Source organism: uncultured Solobacterium sp. (genome assembly GCF_963550625.1).
Lineage (GTDB): Bacteria > Bacillota_I > Bacilli_A > Erysipelotrichales > Erysipelotrichaceae > Bulleidia.
In genome coordinates this window covers 1-20,889 of the sequence record NZ_CAUVCV010000017.1, presented here as the reverse complement: position 1 = coordinate 20,889, position 20,889 = coordinate 1, and the positions used below count along the sequence as shown (strand labels likewise).

The 20,889-nt window shown below is 38.6% G+C and carries 20 protein-coding genes and 3 tRNA genes; 8 read left to right on the top strand and 15 right to left on the bottom strand.

Going from position 1 to position 20,889, the window contains the following annotated elements; genetic code table 11:
* Window positions 1-51: 51 nt before the first annotated feature.
* From RYK16_RS07475 to murQ, 3 genes are read right to left on the bottom strand one after another with little or no spacing between them, the layout of a single operon-like run.
* A complete protein-coding gene (locus tag RYK16_RS07475) occupies window positions 52-975 on the bottom strand; it encodes a TIGR01212 family radical SAM protein (protein ID WP_314851627.1) in 924 nt (307 codons plus the stop codon).
* Window positions 976-1,019: 44 nt separating this feature from the next.
* Entirely contained in the window at window positions 1,020-2,069 is a 1,050-nt protein-coding gene (locus RYK16_RS07470; protein ID WP_314851626.1) for a MupG family TIM beta-alpha barrel fold protein, read from the bottom strand.
* Window position 2,070: 1 nt separating this feature from the next.
* Entirely contained in the window at window positions 2,071-2,973 is a 903-nt protein-coding gene (gene murQ / locus RYK16_RS07465; protein WP_314851625.1) for an N-acetylmuramic acid 6-phosphate etherase, read from the bottom strand.
* 144 nt (window positions 2,974-3,117) lie between these two features.
* On the opposite strand from murQ, the gene RYK16_RS07460 reads away from it, so the two are divergent.
* Window positions 3,118-3,966, top strand: coding sequence for a MurR/RpiR family transcriptional regulator (locus RYK16_RS07460; RefSeq protein ID WP_314851622.1), 849 nt, complete (start codon window positions 3,118-3,120; stop codon window positions 3,964-3,966).
* Window positions 3,967-3,993: 27 nt separating this feature from the next.
* Here the strand turns inward: RYK16_RS07460 and RYK16_RS07455 are convergent, their stop codons facing one another.
* The 6 genes from RYK16_RS07455 to RYK16_RS07430 form a co-directional block, all read right to left on the bottom strand.
* The gene (locus RYK16_RS07455) at window positions 3,994-4,932 is read right to left on the bottom strand and encodes a nucleoside hydrolase (protein WP_314851621.1); all 939 of its coding nucleotides are present in this window, start codon (window positions 4,930-4,932) and stop codon (window positions 3,994-3,996) included.
* Window positions 4,929-5,888, bottom strand: coding sequence for a nucleoside hydrolase (locus RYK16_RS07450; RefSeq protein ID WP_314851620.1), 960 nt, complete (start codon window positions 5,886-5,888; stop codon window positions 4,929-4,931). Before RYK16_RS07450 ends, RYK16_RS07455 begins: the two co-directional genes overlap by 4 nt.
* Window positions 5,885-6,844, bottom strand: a complete 960-nt coding sequence (locus tag RYK16_RS07445) for an ABC transporter permease (protein WP_314851619.1) — start codon at window positions 6,842-6,844, stop codon at window positions 5,885-5,887. The genes RYK16_RS07450 and RYK16_RS07445 overlap by 4 nt, the downstream gene beginning before the upstream one ends.
* A 1-nt stretch (window position 6,845) precedes the next feature.
* Window positions 6,846-7,991: an ABC transporter permease gene (locus RYK16_RS07440; protein ID WP_314851618.1), complete on the bottom strand. Its 1,146-nt coding sequence runs from the start codon at window positions 7,989-7,991 to the stop codon at window positions 6,846-6,848.
* Window positions 7,984-9,543: an ABC transporter ATP-binding protein gene (locus tag RYK16_RS07435; protein WP_314851617.1), complete on the bottom strand. Its 1,560-nt coding sequence runs from the start codon at window positions 9,541-9,543 to the stop codon at window positions 7,984-7,986. The genes RYK16_RS07440 and RYK16_RS07435 overlap by 8 nt, the downstream gene beginning before the upstream one ends.
* 231 nt (window positions 9,544-9,774) lie before the next feature.
* The gene (locus tag RYK16_RS07430) at window positions 9,775-10,902 is read right to left on the bottom strand and encodes a BMP family ABC transporter substrate-binding protein (protein ID WP_314851616.1); all 1,128 of its coding nucleotides are present in this window, start codon (window positions 10,900-10,902) and stop codon (window positions 9,775-9,777) included.
* A gap of 138 nt (window positions 10,903-11,040) precedes the next feature.
* Here RYK16_RS07430 and add point away from each other — a divergent pair, with 138 nt between their 5' ends.
* On the top strand, window positions 11,041-12,072 hold the full coding sequence (gene add / locus RYK16_RS07425) for an adenosine deaminase (protein ID WP_314851614.1): 1,032 nt from the start codon (window positions 11,041-11,043) through the stop codon (window positions 12,070-12,072).
* The gene (locus RYK16_RS07420; protein ID WP_314851613.1) at window positions 12,066-12,803 is read left to right on the top strand and encodes a nucleoside phosphorylase; all 738 of its coding nucleotides are present in this window, start codon (window positions 12,066-12,068) and stop codon (window positions 12,801-12,803) included. Before add ends, RYK16_RS07420 begins: the two co-directional genes overlap by 7 nt.
* A gap of 9 nt (window positions 12,804-12,812) precedes the next feature.
* Here the strand turns inward: RYK16_RS07420 and RYK16_RS07415 are convergent, their stop codons facing one another.
* Window positions 12,813-13,709 carry a ribokinase gene (locus RYK16_RS07415; RefSeq protein ID WP_314851612.1) on the bottom strand — a complete coding sequence of 299 codons (897 nt, stop codon included), beginning with the start codon at window positions 13,707-13,709 and terminating at the stop codon, window positions 12,813-12,815.
* 159 nt (window positions 13,710-13,868) lie between these two features.
* On the opposite strand from RYK16_RS07415, the gene RYK16_RS07410 reads away from it, so the two are divergent.
* The 5 genes from RYK16_RS07410 (at window position 13,869) to RYK16_RS07390 (ending at window position 16,081) form a co-directional block, all read left to right on the top strand.
* Window positions 13,869-14,354, top strand: coding sequence for an HD domain-containing protein (locus RYK16_RS07410; RefSeq protein ID WP_298666581.1), 486 nt, complete (start codon window positions 13,869-13,871; stop codon window positions 14,352-14,354).
* 108 nt (window positions 14,355-14,462) lie between these two features.
* Window positions 14,463-14,553, top strand: a tRNA-Ser gene (locus RYK16_RS07405).
* Between the two features lie 6 nt (window positions 14,554-14,559).
* Window positions 14,560-14,636, top strand: a tRNA-Asp gene (locus RYK16_RS07400).
* A gap of 4 nt (window positions 14,637-14,640) precedes the next feature.
* Window positions 14,641-14,714, top strand: a tRNA-Gly gene (locus tag RYK16_RS07395).
* A 134-nt stretch (window positions 14,715-14,848) separates the two neighbouring features.
* Window positions 14,849-16,081, top strand: coding sequence for an MFS transporter (locus RYK16_RS07390; RefSeq protein WP_314851611.1), 1,233 nt, complete (start codon window positions 14,849-14,851; stop codon window positions 16,079-16,081).
* Between the two features lie 23 nt (window positions 16,082-16,104).
* Here RYK16_RS07390 and RYK16_RS07385 read toward each other — a convergent pair whose 3' ends face one another.
* The 5 genes from RYK16_RS07385 to RYK16_RS07365 all read right to left on the bottom strand — a co-directional run bounded on the left by RYK16_RS07385 (window position 16,105) and on the right by RYK16_RS07365 (window position 20,840).
* On the bottom strand, window positions 16,105-17,676 hold the full coding sequence (locus RYK16_RS07385) for a UDP-N-acetylmuramoyl-tripeptide--D-alanyl-D-alanine ligase (RefSeq protein ID WP_314851609.1): 1,572 nt from the start codon (window positions 17,674-17,676) through the stop codon (window positions 16,105-16,107).
* Between the two features lies 1 nt (window position 17,677).
* The gene (locus tag RYK16_RS07380; RefSeq protein ID WP_314851608.1) at window positions 17,678-18,439 is read right to left on the bottom strand and encodes an alpha/beta hydrolase; all 762 of its coding nucleotides are present in this window, start codon (window positions 18,437-18,439) and stop codon (window positions 17,678-17,680) included.
* A gap of 53 nt (window positions 18,440-18,492) precedes the next feature.
* Window positions 18,493-19,896, bottom strand: coding sequence for a HAMP domain-containing sensor histidine kinase (locus tag RYK16_RS07375; protein ID WP_314111947.1), 1,404 nt, complete (start codon window positions 19,894-19,896; stop codon window positions 18,493-18,495).
* Window positions 19,896-20,555, bottom strand: a complete 660-nt coding sequence (locus RYK16_RS07370; RefSeq protein ID WP_294208763.1) for a response regulator transcription factor — start codon at window positions 20,553-20,555, stop codon at window positions 19,896-19,898. The genes RYK16_RS07375 and RYK16_RS07370 overlap by 1 nt, the downstream gene beginning before the upstream one ends.
* A gap of 99 nt (window positions 20,556-20,654) precedes the next feature.
* Window positions 20,655-20,840, bottom strand: a complete 186-nt coding sequence (locus tag RYK16_RS07365) for a hypothetical protein (RefSeq protein WP_314851607.1) — start codon at window positions 20,838-20,840, stop codon at window positions 20,655-20,657.
* Window positions 20,841-20,889 lie beyond the last annotated feature (49 nt).

Sequence of the window (20,889 nt, the reverse complement as noted above, 5' to 3'; positions counted from 1 at the left end):
TATTTATTTTCAAACTTTTCATTACTTTACTCTTGATTTATATATAGTTGTCTATTTTGGCAGTTTACAGCCCTGTGTATAATTTTTTATCTTCAACATATGATTGATTAAATTTAATACACGACGCTTATCTGTACTCCATAATGGCGCAATCAAATCCTCCGCATTTCCATCTCCTGTTAAGCGATGGATTACAATATGTTTATCTAAATGCGCAATACATTCTGTCACAAGCTCTACATACTCAACTATCTCTAAAACATGATATTGAGATGGATTCGACAAATACTGTACACCTAATCTTGTATTCTTTAGATAATGCAATAATTGTAACTTCACGCCATCAATCTGACAGGCATTTAAATGTTCAATCGTTTCTAACAACATTGTTTGATTTTCACCTGGAAGACCAATAATAATGTGCACAATAACTTCTATATCAATAGCCTTTAAATTCTTGACTGCTTCATCAAATACTTCAAGTGGATATCCACGATTCATCCACTTCGCAGTACTTTCATGAATGGTTTGTAGGCCAAGCTCTACCCAGATAAATTTATTTAGGTACTTTTCTTTTAACTCTTTTAAAAGTTCTATAACATCTTTCCCCAAACAGTCAGGTCTAGTCGCAATGGAAATCCCTGCAAATAAGTCATCCTCTAAGGCTGCCGTAAAGATTTCTCGAAGTTTGTTGATAGGAGCGTAAGTATTTGTAAAGGATTGGAAATATGCAATATAGTCGCCCTTTGGTATCTCTTTGTGATTATAAATCAGTTCTTCTCTGCTTAAACGCTTCCCCTCGTAGTAAATCGCGAAATCTCCTGAACCTCCCTCACCGCAGAAGATACAACCTCCAACAGCGACTTTTCCATCACGATTTGGACAGGTCATTCCTGTTTCAAGCGCTACTTTATAAAGTTTTCGTCCAAAGGTATCTTTGAGATATTGCGGAAGTGAATAATACAGTTGTTTCATATCTCTATTCTATGATGAAATGTATAAGAAAAGAAGATACTTTATTACATATCTTCTCTTACAAACCGAATCTTCATACCACCTTTGACTAATTTTAGAATCGATAAGTCCTTTGGTGATACATGACCAATGATATTGACACGATTATCTGCTGGCAGTGGACTGCGTACAATCTGTACTTCACCTGCATAGCGTAAGTATGCATCGTTATCCATTGTGATTGCGCCAACTTCGCGTGTAATTGTATTGTTTGGCACGATATGCTCATTTACCTTCTTTAATAAACGTGCTTCTTCTACACGAATAATCCATGATGGACTATCAATACGACAAGTTACTTCTTTATCATAGAAATGTTCTGCATGTTTTAAAGTAGCAGGAATATCGATGACTCCCGTATCACAATAGGATTGAATACGTTCAATCTCATATGTACTAATACCCGGGTCTCCCACAAACACTTGGTCTACATGATACTTTAATGTCAGTTCCATAAACGCTGCATATGGCGAAATGTGACGATGATGTTCTAGGGTTGGTAGACCCTCAAAAATTGGCCCACGCTTTAATACATCCCCAGGAATAAAGGCAATCACATGGATACCTGCATCCTGTAATGACTTGGTAATCCGTAAGAAGTACTCTTCATCTAGTCCTGTTTCACTACGTGGATAGTAGTTATGCATGGCAAGGATTTCTTTGCCTTCACGTACTAAGTCTTCTACTTCCTCAACACGTATTGTTGAAGCGTTTAATACAATTGGCATCTCTTTGGCTAACGCCAGCATTTCCGCGTGATTAAACCCATAATCCAAACGTAATGCATATACATCTAGCAACTTCGCAATTTCTCGTACAGATGAAACCTGGAATAACTCCAATGATTTTGTGGATACATCTGATACGATACGGAAGCCTTCTTCGTTTAACCATGCACACATTGCATGCATGTCTTTTATATATGTATCACTAAACTCTTCAGCGATGTGTAATGACACAAATACAAGTGGATGATTTTTTCCTACACCTTGTAGATATGCCTTCTGTTTTTCAAATGTGCTTAAGAATACAGAATATCCTAATGAATTTGCCATGTTATTTCTCCATGATTGCTTCACGAACATGACCACAAGCTTGCTGTAAACGCATTAATGCGTCTTCATAAGAACAGTTTGCTAGTATCATTGTGATAGCGACTTTACAGGAACCTTTTGCTGCATCTATCGTAGCACGTGCTACAGAACGTTCAACCCCTGTAGCTTCCATAACAATATTTTCTGCGCGATTACGTAGTTTTTCATTTGTCTGCATCACGTCAACCATGAGATTTTGATATGCCTTACCAAGACCTACCATCGTTGCGGTAGAGATCATATTGAGAATCATCTTCTCAGCTGTACCAGACTTTAAACGTGTAGAACCTGTTAGTACTTCAGCACCTACAGGAACATCCACTGCGATCTCTGCAACTTCACCAATCTTAGAGTGATGTGTATTGGAGATTGCGGCTGTATGACAACCTAACTGTTGTGCATACGCTAAACCACCAAGTACATATGGAGTACGACCACTCGCTGCTAAACCAATCACGATATCTCTTTCATTTAATCCAATTTGAATTAAATCTTGTTTTCCAAGTTCTACAGAGTCTTCTGATCCTTCACGTGCTTTGATGAAGGCTGCTTCACCACCAGCGATTAGACCAACAACTACATCAGGAGATACGCCAAAGGTTGGAGGACATTCTGCCGCATCTAATACCCCAAGTCTTCCACTTGTGCCAGCACCCATGTAAATGATCCTTCCACCTTGACTGATTGCCTCGATACAATACTCAATTATCTTTGAAATATTAGGAAGATGTGGTTGAATCGCAGACGCAATTAACGCATCCTCGCGATTCATTTCTGTAATGATTTCAAGTGAACTCATTTGGTCTAAATTCATTGTATTTTCATTGCGGTGTTCTGTAGCGATTGTTTGCAGATTAATTGTCATATGCGTATTCCCCCCTATGATACTTCCTACTATATCCATATTATAGGAATAATGATAATAAAATTTCAATATTGATACTTTTTTTCGAAATATTATTTCTGTTTTTGGGATAATGTGCTATTGTTTTTATAGGAGAAAATAGCCATGAAAAACGCACTCATTCGATTACGTGAACATTACCACGAACTAGCCGGTGCAGAAAGAACCGTTGCGGAATATATTCTCAAAAATCCTGAAACCGCAAGTACACTTTCCGTACAAGAGTTGGCACATAAAAGTTTTTCATCGCCATCAGCGGTTGTCAGAATGTGCCACCGCATCAACTTTGATGGATACAAAGATTTTAAACGCAGTCTGACCATTGAATTAGCACTTCATGCAAAGGCTGGCGAGCAGATGTATAACGAAGAAATCAAAAGAACCGATAATATCGCAGATATCATTCGCAAAGTAACAGCCAAAAACACAAAGTCCCTCGATGAAACTGAGAAGCTTATGGATGTTGAAACCTTACGTGAATGCGCAAAGATTATGAATGATGCACGGAATGTCATTCTTGTCGGTATGGGGGCTTCCTTAGTCACACTACGTGATTTATATCTCAAGTTATTACGTATTTCAAAGCCATGTACTATCAACGATGACTGGCACTCCCAACTTCTCAGCTGTAAAAATAGTACTGCAGAAGATGTGGCGATTATATGTTCCTACTCTGGGAATACAACCGAAGTCATCACATGCATGAATGCTTTAAAGGAGAATCTAACTCCTATTATCGCAATCACACGTTGCGTCGATACACCTGTTTCAAAACTTGCAGATTATAAATTATATACGACTGAAAATGAGTCCCTTTTGCGTACAGCCGCAATGTCATCACGCATCTCTCAATTAAATATTATCGATATTCTTTACACTGCACTCGGTTCAATGAACTACGATGAAACGATTAAAGTATTACATCGTACCTACATAGAAAAACCAAAGAACTAAAAAAGACGGATATCCGTCTTTTTTAATTTAATACTGTTGTAATAAACCTTTTAGAGTGCTTGCGAATTTCTCACGATCAACACCAAGCATTACCATAGTTTCACGTGACTTAAACTTTGTATCACTCCATATGTCGGTAACTGTCTTGCCAAAGCTTAATCGGCTTTGTGTTTCAACATAAACACCTGCTTTTTGTCCTGTAAAGATTTCAGGATATTGCAAGTAAATTAATGGACATGCATCATGGATACAAAGGATTTCACGTTTGTAGTTCTTGATATAGAAGTTTAAATTAGCTTGCACAACATCTACGAAGAATTGACTGATTATCGTATTAAAATTGCGAATGTCTTGAATATCTTTAGCATCTAAGTAGGCATCAACGGTTACATCTAAACCGAACATTACCACTGGGATGCCACTTTGCATAACTGTTTCTGCAGAATGAGGATCTGCATAAATATTAAATTCAGCAGCCATTGTGGCATTACCACCTACAGCAGCACCGCCCATGATGAGGATTCGTTCAACCATATCCTTTAAATCAGGATGAGAGATAATTGCGTTTGCGATATTTGTTAGTGGGCCAACCGCAACAATCTGTAGTTTGCCACCTTCTTTTTTCGCAGTCTCATAGATTGCATCCCATGCATGCATTGTTTCCTTTTCAGCTGGAGAGTCTGGAATCACAACACCACCAAGTCCATCTTTACCATGAACTTCAGAGGCATCATCCAGTTCAACACACATTGGCTTAATCGCACCTGGATACACTTTAATATCTTCTCTACCTGCATACGCAAGTACATTACGACAATTTTTAAATGTCTTAGCATGTTCTACGTTACCTGCAACTGCAGAAATCCCACGAATCGCAAGTTTATCTAGTTTGAGTGCACAAAGAAGTGCAACCGCATCATCGACACCAGTATCGGTATCAATCCAAATTGGAATTAAGTCTGTCATGCGATTTCCACCTTTCTGCCTTCGTATGTCTTACATACTTCTACAAGTAGATCAACAAATCTTTCACGGTCTACACCAAGCACTGCAGTAACATTGCTTGGATTACCACTTGATTGATGCCAATCTGCGATAGTCGCACCACGTGTATAGTGACCTTCGATATCGATTTCGACATACATCTCTTGTGTAGTAAAGATTTCAGGCTTCATTAGCACTGCAACAGCACATGGATCATGTAATGGTGAACCATTCCAGCCAAGTTCTGCATGATGCTTGAAGAAGAAATCTAACCAATCCGCTACGATACCAGATACCTGGTTACCAATTTCACGGATTCTCTTTTCATCCTCTGGATAAACGATGGCCTTCTCTGTTACATCAAGACCGCACATCGTAACTGGGATACCTGACGTAAATACGATTTGTGCAGCCTCTGGATCTTCAAAGATATTGAATTCAGCTGCTGGAGTCCAGTTACCGTTTCTAAGACCTCCACCCATGATGGAGATTCTTCCAATCTTTGATTTTAATTCAGGATGCGTTAGTAATAACGCCGCTACGTTTGTTTGTGGACCGGTAGCGATAATCGTTACCGGTTCCTCACTTTCTCTTAACACTTTAGCCATTAAACCGACAGAAGATAACTCTGATAACTGCATGCATGGTTCTGGCATTGCAGGACCATCCAAGCCAGATTCACCATGGAAGTTTCCAGCTGTGATTAATGGAGATAATAATGGTAGTTCTCTACCCTTCGCAATTGGCGCATCAATACCTAGTAAAGTACAGATACGCATTGCGTTATATGTTGTTTTGGCTAGTATTTGGTTTCCTGCCACACTTGTGACTGCTTTGATATCAAAGGCAGGATTTGCCTTAGCAAACACCCAAGCAATCGCATCATCGTGACCAGGATCACCATCTAGGATGACTGGTATTTTTTTGATTTCACTCATGCGCTCACCTTTTCAGCACTCTCACGGCGTGCACGCTTTGCACGGCTAGCCGCTACAATTGCGAATACTACTAGACCGATAATTGTCACTAAGTAAGGGATTGGTGAAACAAGGTTAGAATCGACACCTGTCGCAGATAACTTGATACCAAATGCCTGTGCAAAACCGAAGATTAAAGCCGCAAGCATACAGCCTAGAGGCTCACCAGCACCCATTGCCTGTGCTGCTAAGGCGATAAATCCACGTCCAGCAACCATGTCGAGGGACCAACCCATCGCATAGTACATAGACATAAACGCTCCACCCATACCACAGAGTACACCAGCAATAATCATTGTAATGTACTTCACTTTAATAACACTAACACCAACAGAAGAAGCCGCATGTGAGTTTTCACCAACAGAGCGGATATTTAATCCTAGAGGTGTATGGTATAACAACACCCATGTTAAGAACACACAGATGAATGCTAAGTATGTTAATAAGCTATGTCCAGATAATACTTGTCCAATCACAGGAATCTTATCAATGAGTGGAATTGTAATACTTGGAATCTGCAACTTCTGTGTAATTAAAGAAGTTGTGGAAGTAAGTTGTGTTCCTTGTGTAATACCTGTAATTACCTTTACTAAGAAGATTGTTCCACCAGATCCAATCATATTGACCGCAGTACCCGTCAAGATAATGTTTGTCTTTAGATTGAATGCGAAGAATCCCATCAGTAAGCTTACGATAATACCTACAGCAATCGCCACAAGTAAACCAACAAACCAATTACCAGAATAGTAAGCAAATAATGAACCGAACAATGCGGAAATCATCATTGTACCTTCAAGACCGATATTGGATACGCCTGCTTTTTCACAAATAACAGCAGCCATTGTCGCAAATAGGATTGGAGCTGTAATACGGAAAATCGCAAAGAAGAATTCTGGTGTCATAATAAGTGATAACATCTTACTTCACGCTCCCTTCTACAGTCGCTCCGACTTGTTTTTCGCGCAACTCCTCTTCCGCACTCTTAACAACAAGTTTCTGACGATACTTGGATAAGAATTGATCAGCCGCAAAGAACAAGAAGATAATAGCTTGGATAATATCAATCAACTGTGCAGGAACTGCAGCGTAAGTTGACATTAAAGTACATCCCTTTTCAAGATATGCCATAAAGAAGGCAGCGAGTGGAACAAATGCTGGATTATTACCGGCTAGAATCGCTACAGTAATACCCGTCCAACCATAACCCGGTTGTGCTAACCAGTCAAAGTATTGGTTTCTTCCAAGCATCTCAATGCCACCACCCATACCTGCTAGTAATCCACCGATTACCTGTGAAAGGATGATAATCATAACAACGTTCATACCAGAGTACATTGAGAACTTCTGGTTGATACCAATCATACGGATTGCATATCCCCAACGTGTACGATACATAAATAGTGCAATGATAATTGTCATTACAATTGCGATTACAAAGCCAATCGATAACTTAGAACCATTATCGATTAACTGAGGTAGAGCAGCATTCACTTGGAAGTTACTTGTCTGAACTGTACCCTTTGTCTTATCAGCAATAAACGCATTCATCATGAACTTAATTACGTACATGATGACATAGTTTAACATAAGGGAGTTTACCATTTCACTAACGTTTAACTTCGCCTTTAATACCGCAGGAATTAACATCATTAAACCTGTTACAACTGCACCTGCAAGAATGGCAACGATTGGTAGTAATGCTCCAGGTAATGGAACATATACTGCAACTAAAGAAGTCACAAATGCACCAAGTAAAATACCACCTTCAGAACCAAGGTTAAACTGGTTTGCAGAGAACATGACACAAGTTGCTAGACCTGTAAAGATAATAGGAATCATGCTTGCAAGTACATCTGTAAAGCCCTTTACACTAAACGTACCATTCGCACGGAATACCGGTTGAATCAACATTGACTTCAAGGAACTTAGTGTCGCAAGTAATCTTTCACCAAGACTATCTCCCTTGGAACTAATAAAGATTAGAATTGCCGCAACAAGTAACGCAATACCGATTGCCATCGCGCCACGTACAATGCTAAATATCAAACTTCTTTTCTTATTCATGACAAACCCTCGCAATCTCTTCTGGTGTTTGTTTCTTAATACCCAACATGTATTGACCCATGATTTCGTCATTTAACTGACTGGTATCTTCGAAGTACGCAACAATCTGACCACCATACATAACGATTAAGCTATCAGACAATTCCATAACTTCATTTAAGTCTGCAGATACGAGTAACACACCAATTCCAGAACGTGATAATTCGACTAGTTTCTTACGGATGAATTCCGTCGCTCCAACGTCGATACCACGCGTTGGCTGGTCAGCGATAATCAAATCTGGTTCATTAGAGAATTCACGTGCAACAACGACCTTCTGGATGTTACCACCGGATAACATACCCACCTTTTGATCACGGCTCTTGCACAATACTTTATATTCTTTAATGAGTGCATCAGTTTCTTCATGCATGTTTTTCATGTTAAACATCAAACCCTTGTTCATCTTCTTAGAATCTGCACGGTCAGAGATAATATTTTCTTCAATTGATGCATTTGCGGCAATACCAAATAACATACGATCTTCTGGTACTAATGAAATATGTTTCTCACGTAACTGACGTTGGTTTAGACCAATGATATTATCGCCCTTCATCGTGATTGTTCCCTCATTTGGTTTGTTTAAACCAAACAACATATCAACAAGTTCCTTTTGACCATTACCTTCAACACCCGCAATACCGAGGATTTCTCCCTTGCGAACGGATAGAGATACGCCATTGAGCATCTTCTTGCCCCAGTCATTAACATAATGTAGGTCTCTGACTCTTAGGATTTCTTCTGTTGGTTTTGCGGCATCCTTTTGAACCTGTAAGATAACATCACGTCCTACCATCAAACGAGAAATCTTCTCAGGTGTAACATCCTTTGTCTCATAGACACCCATAAACTTACCACCACGTAAGATACTTAAACGATCAGTAATCTCCATAATTTCGTTTAGCTTATGAGAGATAAAGATTAATGTATAACCCTGTTCTTTTAGATGCTTTAACTCCTTGAAGAGTTCTGTTGTTTCTTGGGTTGTTAAAACAGCAGTAGGCTCATCTAAAATCAAAATCTTAGCACCACGTACTAAAGCCTTTAAGATTTCTACCTTCTGCTTCATTCCAACCGGGATATCGACAACACGAGCATTTGGATCAACTGCCAAGTTAAACTTCTTGGAGTATTCCTCAGTAATCTTGATTGCCTTTTGACGGTCGATGAAAATACCGTTCTTCTTTGGAGTCATACCCAATACGATGTTTTCAGCGACAGTTAAACTTGGCACCAACATAAAGTGTTGGTGAACCATTCCGATGCCTTTCGAAATCGCTACGTTCGGTGATGATAGATGTACCTTTTCACCATTGACGTAAATCTCACCTTCTGTAGGTTGCTCTAAACCAAACAACATCTTCATCAGTGTTGATTTACCAGCACCATTTTCTCCCATCAGCGCATGAATTTCGCCCTTGCGTACATTCAAGTCAACATCCTGGTTTGCCACGACACCATTAGGATAAATCTTGCGAATGCCTTTCATTTGAATGACATATTCTTCGTTCATATCTCTTACCTCATTCTATTTTTTTACAGGTGATCCTTCTTAAAATGAAAATCCAGTTCCAACCACCATCCCAAGTTATTTTCAAAACTATTGAAAACTACACTTTTCGGCAGCTGAAACTGGATTCATAAATCACCAAAGATACTAATCAGATATATTGTTTTTTCGTGGTTGAATAAAACTTCTAAATTTCTACGTAAAACAATTTATGAATCTTTTGTAACGCTACGATTAAGGACGTACCTTTTCACGTAATGTTTCTAAATCTTTAGATGTGTTTCCTAATGCTGTAGGAACTTCAACCTTACCGTCTAAGATAGCTTGAATAGCTTCGTTAACCTTGTCTTTAGTTGCTTGAGAAGCATACTTGGCAAAGTTCTTGTCAGTTACTACACCAACGCCATTTTCCTTCAAGCCTAATGTAACTTCTGTTCCCCAGTATTCTCTACCTGCATCCCATTCATCAAATACCCAAATGAGAGAGTTACCAACATTCTTTAAACCAGATGTTAATGTAATCGCTGCTAAGTCAGGAGAGAAAGTAGATTCCTGGTCTGAGTCAACACCGATGAACCATGCATTATTCTTTTCAAGAGCTGCTTCAGCTGCACCGTTACCAGCGTTACCAGCAACACCCCAGATGATATCAGCCTTGTTATCGCTAATCATGGATAAACCATATTCCTTAGCAATCGCTGTATCTACATAGTCATTTGTATAACGTGTATCAACCTTGATTTCTGGATCAACGTTCTGTGCACCTGTGATGTAACCATATAAGAAGTCATTGATTACTGGACTATCGATACCACCAACGAAACCGATTACCTTTTCAGGATTAATACGTTCAACAGATGTATCTGTTGTCATGCTTGCAGCTAATGTACCAATGATATAACCTAATTCATTCTGCTTGTATGTTAAATTGAGGACATTCTTATTTTCGCCAGCATAAGTATTGTCATCAAAGATTGCATACTTCTGATCTGGATACTTTGTAGCAACTTCCTTTAAGAAGTCAGGCATCTGATAAGTTCCGCAGATAATTAAGTCATATTCTCCCAAATCAGATACTTCGTACAATGTCTGTAGCCATCTTGGCTTATCAGCGTCTGTACCACCCATTTCAATTGTCTTTAATGTGATACGACCATCTTTTTCAAGAGTCTGTAAACCAGCAGCTGCTGAATCAAAGAATGACTTATCACCCAAGTTACCATTAACTAGGTATGCTACGTTGTACTTCTTTCCATGTGTCTCTGTTGCGTTGGAACCCTGCTTTTCAGATCCTTTAGGGCCACAACCAACGAGTGGTGTTAACAACAATGCAACCATTGCTGCCTTTAATAGATTTTTCATGTATTTTCCTCCCAAAATCTTTTCAAATCGCTAGTCATCTCTTAAAATAAAATAGTGAAAGCGATTTCATGTAAACTCATTTTATTATTGGGTTTTAAATAAGTCAACAAGTACATATCACCAGAAAGGGCAAAAATTATGTTGAATCGTATACCTAAAATTAATCTTCACTTACATCTAGACGGATCGTTCCGCATGGATACAATATGGAAACTTGCACATGAACAAAATGTTGAGATGCCTGCAGATACAATCGAAGGCTATGAAGCCTTTATTCGTAAGTGTGCAAATGCTAAAGATGTCAATGAATATCTAAAGATGTTTGATACTCCTTTGAAATGCATGCAAGATAAAACTTCTATCACTCGTATCACTGAAGAGTTGATTGAAGACCTAGCAAACCAAGGTTGCATTTATGCAGAAATCCGCTTCGCACCACAGCTCCACACACAAAAAGGTCTAACCCAAGCTGAGGCAACAGAGGCTGTATTAGAAGGCAGAAATAACGCTCTTAAAAAATATCCTAATCTTCGTATTGGTATCCTTACATGCATGATGTGTATTGGTGTTGATACACTAAACCAAAAAGAAAATATGGAAACGGTAGAAGTATGCAAGCAATACCTTGGTAAAGGTGTTGTTGGAATTGACCTTGCAGGTGCGGAAGGATTTGTGCCTCTATCTAACTTTGGTCCATTATTCGCAAAGGCGAAAGAATATGGTCTACCTATGACTTGTCATGCAGGTGATAGCCAAGGACCAGATACAGTGAAAGACGCAATGGACTTTGGTGTAACACGTATTGGTCATGGACACCATGTATACTTCGACCAAGAACTTGTAGAGCGCGCAAAAGAAAATAAAGTACTCTTCGAAATCTGTCCAACATCCAATGTACAGTGTCAAACCGTACCATCATACGCAAAACACCCAATGAAACCTCTATATGATCAAGGTGTACTCGTTTCTGTCAACACAGATAACGATACCTTTGCAGGCGTACATATTACGGATGAATACGCACACTGCATCAACGATATGGGATTTACCGTCGATGATATCTTCCAAATGAATATCAATGCAGCAAATGCCGCATTTGTTACAGAAGAAGAAAGAAAAGAATTACTTCATATCTTAGAAACAGCCCGAAAGGAACAGGCAACATGCTAGAAGCACATATCCAGCTAGACCAAAGCGTAAATGCAAAGTATGCAATCATGCCTGGAGATCCAGCACGCATTGATCGTATCATCCCCTTCCTTGAGGATGTCAAAGAACTTGCATATAACCGAGAATTCAGAAGCGTCTCTGGTTACTATAAAGGTGTAAAGGTTATTGCCATCTCTACTGGTATCGGCGGCTCCTCTGCTTCCATCGTCATAGAAGAATTAAAACACATTGGCGTAGACACAATGATACGTATCGGCTCCTGTGGTGCTCTTCAAACAAACATCCAACTGGGAGATTTAATCTTCGCCATTGGCGCAGTACGTGATGAAGGCACATCCAAGGCATATGCAGATATTCGCTATCCAGCAGTTGCTGACACAGAATTCTTACTCAAATGTATCGAAACAGCAAAAGAAAATCACTGGGACTATCATACTGGTATCGTTCATAGCCATGAAAGCTTCTACATCGATACAAACACAGAAGAAGAAAAGAAATGGTCATCCATGGGTATCCTTGGTGCAGATATGGAAACAGCAGCCTTATTTACAGTAGGTCGTTTACGCAATATTCGTACAATGTCCATCCTCAATAACGTTGTCCTCTATGGCCAAGATACCGCTGACGCAATTGGAGATTACGCAGATCAAGCAACGAAGACAATGGAAGGCGAACGCCGAGAAATCCTTACAGCACTGGAAGCTATCTATAAGTTAGAAAAAAATGTCTGAATTATAATTTCAGACATTTTTCATACTCTCTAATACTTGTTCTAATGTAGGAATACTCTTAGCAGCACCCTCTTTAGTAACAGTAATACTACTTGCCTTTGCGGCAATGCGCAATGCAGTATTTACTTCTTCACCACGCAGAATACTTGCTAGATAGAAACCTGTGAAGGTATCACCAGCAGCCGTTGTATCAACAGCATCTACACGATAAGCCTCTTGATGCATTACAGTCTCACCACAGATGTAGTAAGAACCAAGACTACCAACCGTTAAAATAATTTCCTTGTTTGGATAAGCCTTCTGTAATCCTACAATCACATCTTCAACGTTATCAGAAGAAATATTCGCAAGCCCCTTACCTTCTACTTCATTCACCACAAAGATATCAATTAAATCTAGAGGATAACTAAATACCTTTTCATCCATTGGTGCAGTATTGAAGGCAATACGTAAACCCTTCTCATGTGCTTTTGTGATTAAGTATGTTAAAGATGATATTTCATTTTGAATCAGCAATAAATCTCCCTTTTCAAAATGTGTTAATACTTCATCAATCTGTGCTTCATCAATCAATTGGTTCGCACCACCAAAAAGGATAATACAGTTTTCACTATGACTTACCTGAATAATCGCATGTCCAGTAGCAGCTTCCTCATCCTTCTTTAGATAATCTACCTTTACACCATACTCTTGTAAGTAATCAATAAATGGTTGTCCATCAAAACCAACACGTCCAGCATGATATACATCTAAACCTGATTTTGCCAATGCGATGGATTGATTTAAACCCTTTCCTCCAAAGCCTCTACTATAGGACAAAGAAGATGTTGTCTCCTTTGGCATCACAAAATGATCCATCTGATACACATGATCAAAATTCAATGATCCAAAACTCAATACTTTCATATGTAACCTCACTTTTCGTAAATCTTATAAATTTAATATGACATACTTCTATGATTTATCCAAATAAAATCTCTAGCAATTCCTTCACTCTGTATAAATTTTTCCAGAAAAAAGATTATATTTCTGTTCATTTCGCGCTGAATCGTATAGATTATTAGTATGAATATGCAGAACAAGCACTATAAAGCGGTCATGGATGAAGTAGAACGCTTAGAAAAAACAGGCAGATATAGTTTGGTAAAAAACTTTATTCAGCACGGAAAGACAACTGTATATGCACATTGTATTGATGTCGCACTTACAGCTTGTGAGTTAGCAGAAACTCACAATTTTGATGTCGACTATTCCGCAATGATTACTGGTGCTTTATTACATGACTATTTCTTGTACGATTGGCATATTCCACAAAAGCACTTCGGTTTACATGGATTCACGCATCCTTACACTGCAGCTAATAATGCCAAAAATGATTATGGCATTGGCCCTATTGAGGAAGATATTATTGTGCATCACATGTTTCCACTGACAATGTATCCACCACAGTCTAAAGAAGCTTGGGTAGTATGTTGGGCTGATAAGTTATGCGCAGCACGCGAAACAGTCACAAATCGTCTTGTATTCTTGATGAAAGCCTTTCAGCGCTAGGCTTTAGAAAAATCATCAAAAAAGTAAAAAACATCTTGCAATGAAAAAATGACCATGGTAATATAGTAAAGCGCTGAACGGTTAGTCAGTATGCACTTGGCAATAGTTGAGGAAATACTCAAGAGGCCGAAGAGGTGCCCCTGCTAAGGGCATAGGTCGGGAAACCGGCGCGAGGGTTCAAATCCCTCTTTCCTCGCCATACATTGGTCCCGTGGAGTAGTGGTTTATCTCGTCTCCCTGTCACGGAGAAGATCGCGAGTTCGAATCTCGTCGGGACCGCCATTACGCGAGTGTAGTTCAATGGTAGAACGCCACCTTGCCAAGGTGGACACGGCGGTTCAATTCCGCTCACTCGCTCCATTAAAACAGTCCTAGAAATAGGATTTTTTTATTTCTATTTTGTGTTCAAGTTATGAAATTTATACTTTTGTTACAAAAATAATTGTTTCATAACTCTTTTTAATACATAATCAATATCGTGGGGAGATTAAATTATGTTCACAAAACTTACGAAGTCTGAAAAAGACTGGATCTTATATGATGTCGGTAACTCTGCCTTCATACTATTAGTATCAACAGTTATGCCGCTATACTTTAATAGCTTAGCGGAGAAAGATGGATTATCATCCGTTAGCTATCTAGCATATTGGGGATATGCCGCATCAGCCGCAACACTATGTGTCGCCTTCTTAGGCCCAGTGATTGGTACAATTACTGATTTCAAAGGTTTTAAGAAACCTATCTTCTTCGCATCTGTACTAGTCGGATCACTTCTATGCTTTATGATGGGATTTATCTCACATTGGTTAATGTTCCTAATATTCTTCATTCTCGCAAAAGCCGTATATTCTTCCAGTATCATCTTCTATGATTCGATGTTAGGAGATATTACCACTGAAGAACGTCTCGATAGCGTGTCCTCTCTAGGATATGCTTGGGGATATATTGGTTCTTGTATTCCATTTGTGATTTCGCTTGGTGTGATTTTAAATGCGAAAAAGATTGGCATCTCTGGTGGCCTAGCAATGACAATTGCATTTACGATTACAGCGATTTGGTGGTTTGTGTTCTCATTGCCTTTGTTAAAGACATATAAACAAACTCATTATATTGAGAATACGAAGAACGCAATCGCAGATAGTTTCAAACGTTTAGGAAATACCCTCAAGAATGCAACAAAGCATAAGAAAATATTCTTGTTCTTAATTTCATTCTTCTTCTATATTGATGGTGTATATACAATCATCGATCTAGCAACCGCATATGGAACAGCGCTTGGTCTAGATAGTACAAGTTTATTACTTGCATTATTACTAACACAGGTTGTTGCCTTCCCTGCTGCTCTTACATTTGGACGTCTTGCACAGAAGTTTGATACAACACGTCTCATTCTAATCTGTATCTTTGCATATCTCGGCATCGCAATCTTTGCAATCTTCTTGGATACACAAGTTGAATTCTGGATACTTGCAGTATGTGTAGGCTTATTCCAAGGTGGTATTCAAGCTTTATCACGTTCTTACTTTACAAAGATTATTCCAGCAGAACAGTCTGGTGAATACTTTGGCTTAATGGATATCTGTGGTAAGGGTGCAGCCTTCCTAGGTACAGCATCTGTATCACTTGTATCACAAGTAACAGGTTCTATCAGTGCTGGTGTAGGAAGTATCGCAATCTTCTTCTTATTAGGTATCTTCTTCTTTATCAAAACAATTAAAACGAAATAAAAGTCCACTGATGTGGACTTTTTTTAGTGACTAAATGCGTCAGGTAAATCATTTTCCAATAGGATTGTATCGGAAGGTAATGCATGTCGATAGATATGATCAAAGGCCTCTTTAACTGTCTTAACAACAATGACATGTTGCATATCAAAGTTAGCTTCTTGTAAACCTTCATAGATAGGCTTTGTTTGGATTTCACCAACAAGGATTACTTCATCAGCCTTACCCTTCATCTTACGACCGAATTCTTTATTCGCTTCATCTTGGATAGAACCAAGATCAATCATACCAGGTGTTACAACATAACGTGTATTTGGCATCATCCCAAGTACTTCTAGTGCCATTGCGGAACCAACTGGATTCGAGTTAAACGCATCATCAATAAAACGATAACCATTAATTGTCTTAAGTTCTAAGCGATGTTCAACCTGCTTCATATTCTTCGCTGCACGCTGAATTGTTGGCCATGGCACATTGAGGTGTCTTGCGACACAGATAGCGGATAGAATATTTAGGATATTCAACTCACCTAGAAGCTTTGTTTCGATTCGTACATGTTCATCACGATGAATAACCGTGAAAGAAGAACCCATACGAGTGTAAGTAATATCATCTGCGTAATAATCAACGTCTCTACTCTTTACACCATAACTCACTGTCTTAACAGGATTCTTTAAACGATAGTTACGGATAAAATCGTTATCATAGTTGAGAACTCCGAGGCCATCCTTTGGTAATAGTTCCATCATCTGCATTTTCTCTTTGATGATGTTTTCTTGTGAGCCAAAGGTTGTTAAGTGTTGAGGGCCAATCGATGTTACAACACCAATAGATGGTTGTACAAACTTCATTAGAGAAGTAATTTCACCAACATGATCAGCACCCATCTCACATACAAATACTTGATGAATCGGTTTTAACAAAGTGCGAATCGTAATTGTAATACCCATTGGTGTATTGTATGAAGCAGGTGTCATTAATGTATTAAATTGCTCACCAATCATTGCCTGCATGACATTCTTAGTAGATGTCTTACCGTAGCTACCAGTGATACCAATCTTAATCAGATCTTTATCCTCACGAAGAATCTTCTTTGCTTGACCAATGAACCATTGTTTTACAAGTGCTTCAATTGGAGATGTAATCCATCCGACCAGGAAGATTAAAATCCAAGGTAGAATAATTACAAGTGTTGATATGCATGCATACTGAGGTAATAATTTAAAGTTGAGGAATACAAGACCAATCTCCAGTAAAACCATCACAGCAATTTGACGCTTTACACGACCTGTATATACAAGTGGTTTAATATATTTCTTGTTTTTCTCTCTCGTAAAGTTAATACCTGTAAATACAAGTAGTAGACCAACCCATACCCATGCAAAGATTGTAAATCCAGCAAAGTATGTTAATAATCCCGCAACGACGATATAACAAAGTGTTGTAACCAACATTCCCTGTATCATCTTTTTATTCCCAGCAAGCCACTTACTGTATCTACCTAATTCATAGCGGTTCTGCTGGAACATATGTAATGCATGTTTTGTTGGTATCAACATTGCAACTAGTGTTACAACCGCAAGTATCCATCTTTCCATACTAAGCCGTCTCCTTTAAGAATATATCCAGAACGCGATTAAAACGGTCTGCTTGGTGCCAATATGCCCAGTGGTCATCACCCGCGAATATCGCAAGACCTGCATCAGGCATCATCTTCTCCATTTGCTGTCCCATCCATAGTGGTGCAGCTGTATCTAAATCACCCCATACAAGTAATACAGGACACTTTACCAAAGGCAATAACTCTGTCACATCATCATTCACTACCTTTACAAAAGTAGGTCTCATAATACCCTGTGCATTACGATAATCCTCTGATCCAGCATTCTTTTGGAGTTCTTCTAATTTTTTAGTTTGACCTGTTACTTTTAAAAGCCACTTGCCAGCTTTAAACAACTTGACACGAATCTTACTTTCCAGGGATTGCTTTGGACGTATACCCGCAGCACCTGTTAAGCACATCTTCTTAACATTCTCTGGATTCTTTGCACCGTAGCGAATCGCCACACGACAACCGAAGGAATGTCCAACAAGAATCGGATTTTGAATTTGATTCACTGCAATAAAGTCTTCTAGAAATGCCTCATAATCAGGAACACCCCAAGCAACTGGTGGATTATCACTCTCACCAAAGCCAGGAAAATCTATCGCAAAAACACGATAGCGATCTTTATAGTGATCAAAAATTGCCTGCATCATTTCCTTATTCTGACCCCATCCGTGCAGAAGAATCATATCTAATCCTTCACCTTCTGTGATATATGCTGTTTTTACACCGTAAATCTGTTCTATTTTTTTCATATGTCTTTATATTTTAATCGATATTAATGAAATTTTCACCCATTAATGCACGTTTATGCTGGAGTATTTTCATTTGTTTTCTTTGGTTTTTGTGTCTTGGCATCATGCCAGATTCTAAAACATACACCTTCAGTGAGATTTTCTGCTGCTACACGATATCCATAGGTTGTTACTACACGGTGAACAATGGATAAACCTAAACCAAATTGGCCATCCGTTCCCTTTTCATAGCGATGAAATAATGTGCTCAAGCGGTCTTTTGAAATATTCTTGCCATCATTGATTACGCATAACTCATCTTCTTGTAATGTCACCTTGATATAACTCTTAGAATAACGTAATGCATTATCAATCAAGTTCTCCACAACAATACGCCATGGCTCTTCTTCACCATGGAAGTAAACCTCTTCATCCAGTTCACAGATAAAGCTAATCTCTGGACGAACAACCTTGAGAGATAACAATGCTTTATCAATAATTTTATTCATGTTGAGATGATTACCTTCCTCAACAGTATCTTTTAGATAGTCCATCTTATTGAGGATGATTAGACTCTTAACCTTTTTTTCTAAACGATTTGCATGTTCGATAATAACATCGACAGACTTCTCCAATGTTTCATATGGATAGATACCATCTTTAATCGATTCTCCATATGACTTGATCGTCGCAATTGGTGTCTTTAAGTCATGAGAAATATTTTGAATCATTTCTTCTTTCTCACGATTTTGTTTCTTCAGTTGGGCATTCATATCACGAAGTGCATCCGCAACTTCGCCAATCTCGTCATTACGTTTTACTGCAAGTTCTGCATCTTCTTCATTCTTAATTTTCGCAATATAATACTTAATCTGCGATAACGGTAAGATTAAAGTCGTTACCCATATTAACAACATCACCATAAAGCCAATTACAAAACTAACGTTCAACAGCACAACGCCATTGATTAAACTATCCCGCAAGCGCTGCTGGGCAGCGTTTGACATAACTGTAATCAGTTCACGACCATCATTTAATAATGTCTTAGAATATAAAACAGTATTATCTACAGGGGTATTTGTTCCATCTAATTGATCTTCTGGCGTATAAAAAGAATCCAGTGTACCAGAATATGGAACATTCGCATTTGTCTTCAGTCTTTCCTTTAAAGTCTGATCCATCTTACTTCCATAAATAACAGTGAAAGTATTTTTCTCATGATCAAACAAGTACGCACTAATCGCGCCATCCGTTTGTACGAAGTCCAAAGACTGTCCTGGATTTTGATCTGCGTATAAAATTAAGCTTTCTTGCGCACTATGCAAGCGATTATACATTTCCGCTTCGGTAAATCGTTCAATCGATGGCGAAAGAAAGATAATCACGAACATCGCAAAAATCATGATGAAAAGGAAGATCATACTGAGCAACTGTTGCGACAAACTTAACTCACGCAACCACATTCGTATGCGCTTCATTATCCGAGCCTATAACCGAATCCATAAATCGTATGAATACTTAAATTCGGCATTTTCTTTCTAAGTCTACGTAACGTATCATCTACGACACGGTCGCTACCAAAGTAATTCTCTTCCCAAACTTGAGATAGAATCTGTTCACGAGGGAAAGCAGTACCACGATTATTCACAAACATCATCAAGAGTTCAAACTCTTTGGTTGTTAAATCAATCTGCTTATCATCTTCGATGACAATTCTCTGTGCTTCATCAATCTCATAGCCATCGACCTTGATATGTTCTGCTTCATCTTTGTAAATACGACGAATCAAGTTGTTGACACGTAATACAAGTTCTTTTGGAGAGAATGGCTTTGTGATATAGTCATCACTACCCTTTTCAAGTCCAATGATACGGTCAAATTCCTTATCACGTGCCGACATAAAGATAACAGGAACTTCTGAACGATAGGAGCGAATCGCTTCAATGAGATCAAAACCACTCTTATCGCCTAACATAATATCAAGAATCCACAGATGTATATCTTCATCAGATGTATGAGAGTAAGCCTCATCAAAATCCAAATACGAACGTACTTCATATTCTTCTTTTTCTAGATATCTTTTTACTAATTCATTTAAATCTTTTTCATCTTCAACGATTGCGATTACTTTTTTCATATTATCACCGCCTTTATTTTATCACAGGTTGGTTTGTTAATGAATCTTTGCCACTATTGTACTCTATGAACGCAAAAAAAGGGATTACCCCTTTTCATATTATTTATATCCGTGCTTTCTCATCTTCTGATCGAAGATATCATTGATAATTTTGCTGAGTTGTTCCTTTAGTTCGCCCTCTAATACATCACACTGTTCTGCTTGGGCATATAGTTCTGGGTGTTCCTTCGCAATTTTAGCCACTGTATCCTTTGTGGCGTGTCCTCTTACAAAAAATGGAGGCACTTTAAAATCTCATGGGGTTGGGGATAGGCTATAAACTTTTGTGGGCACG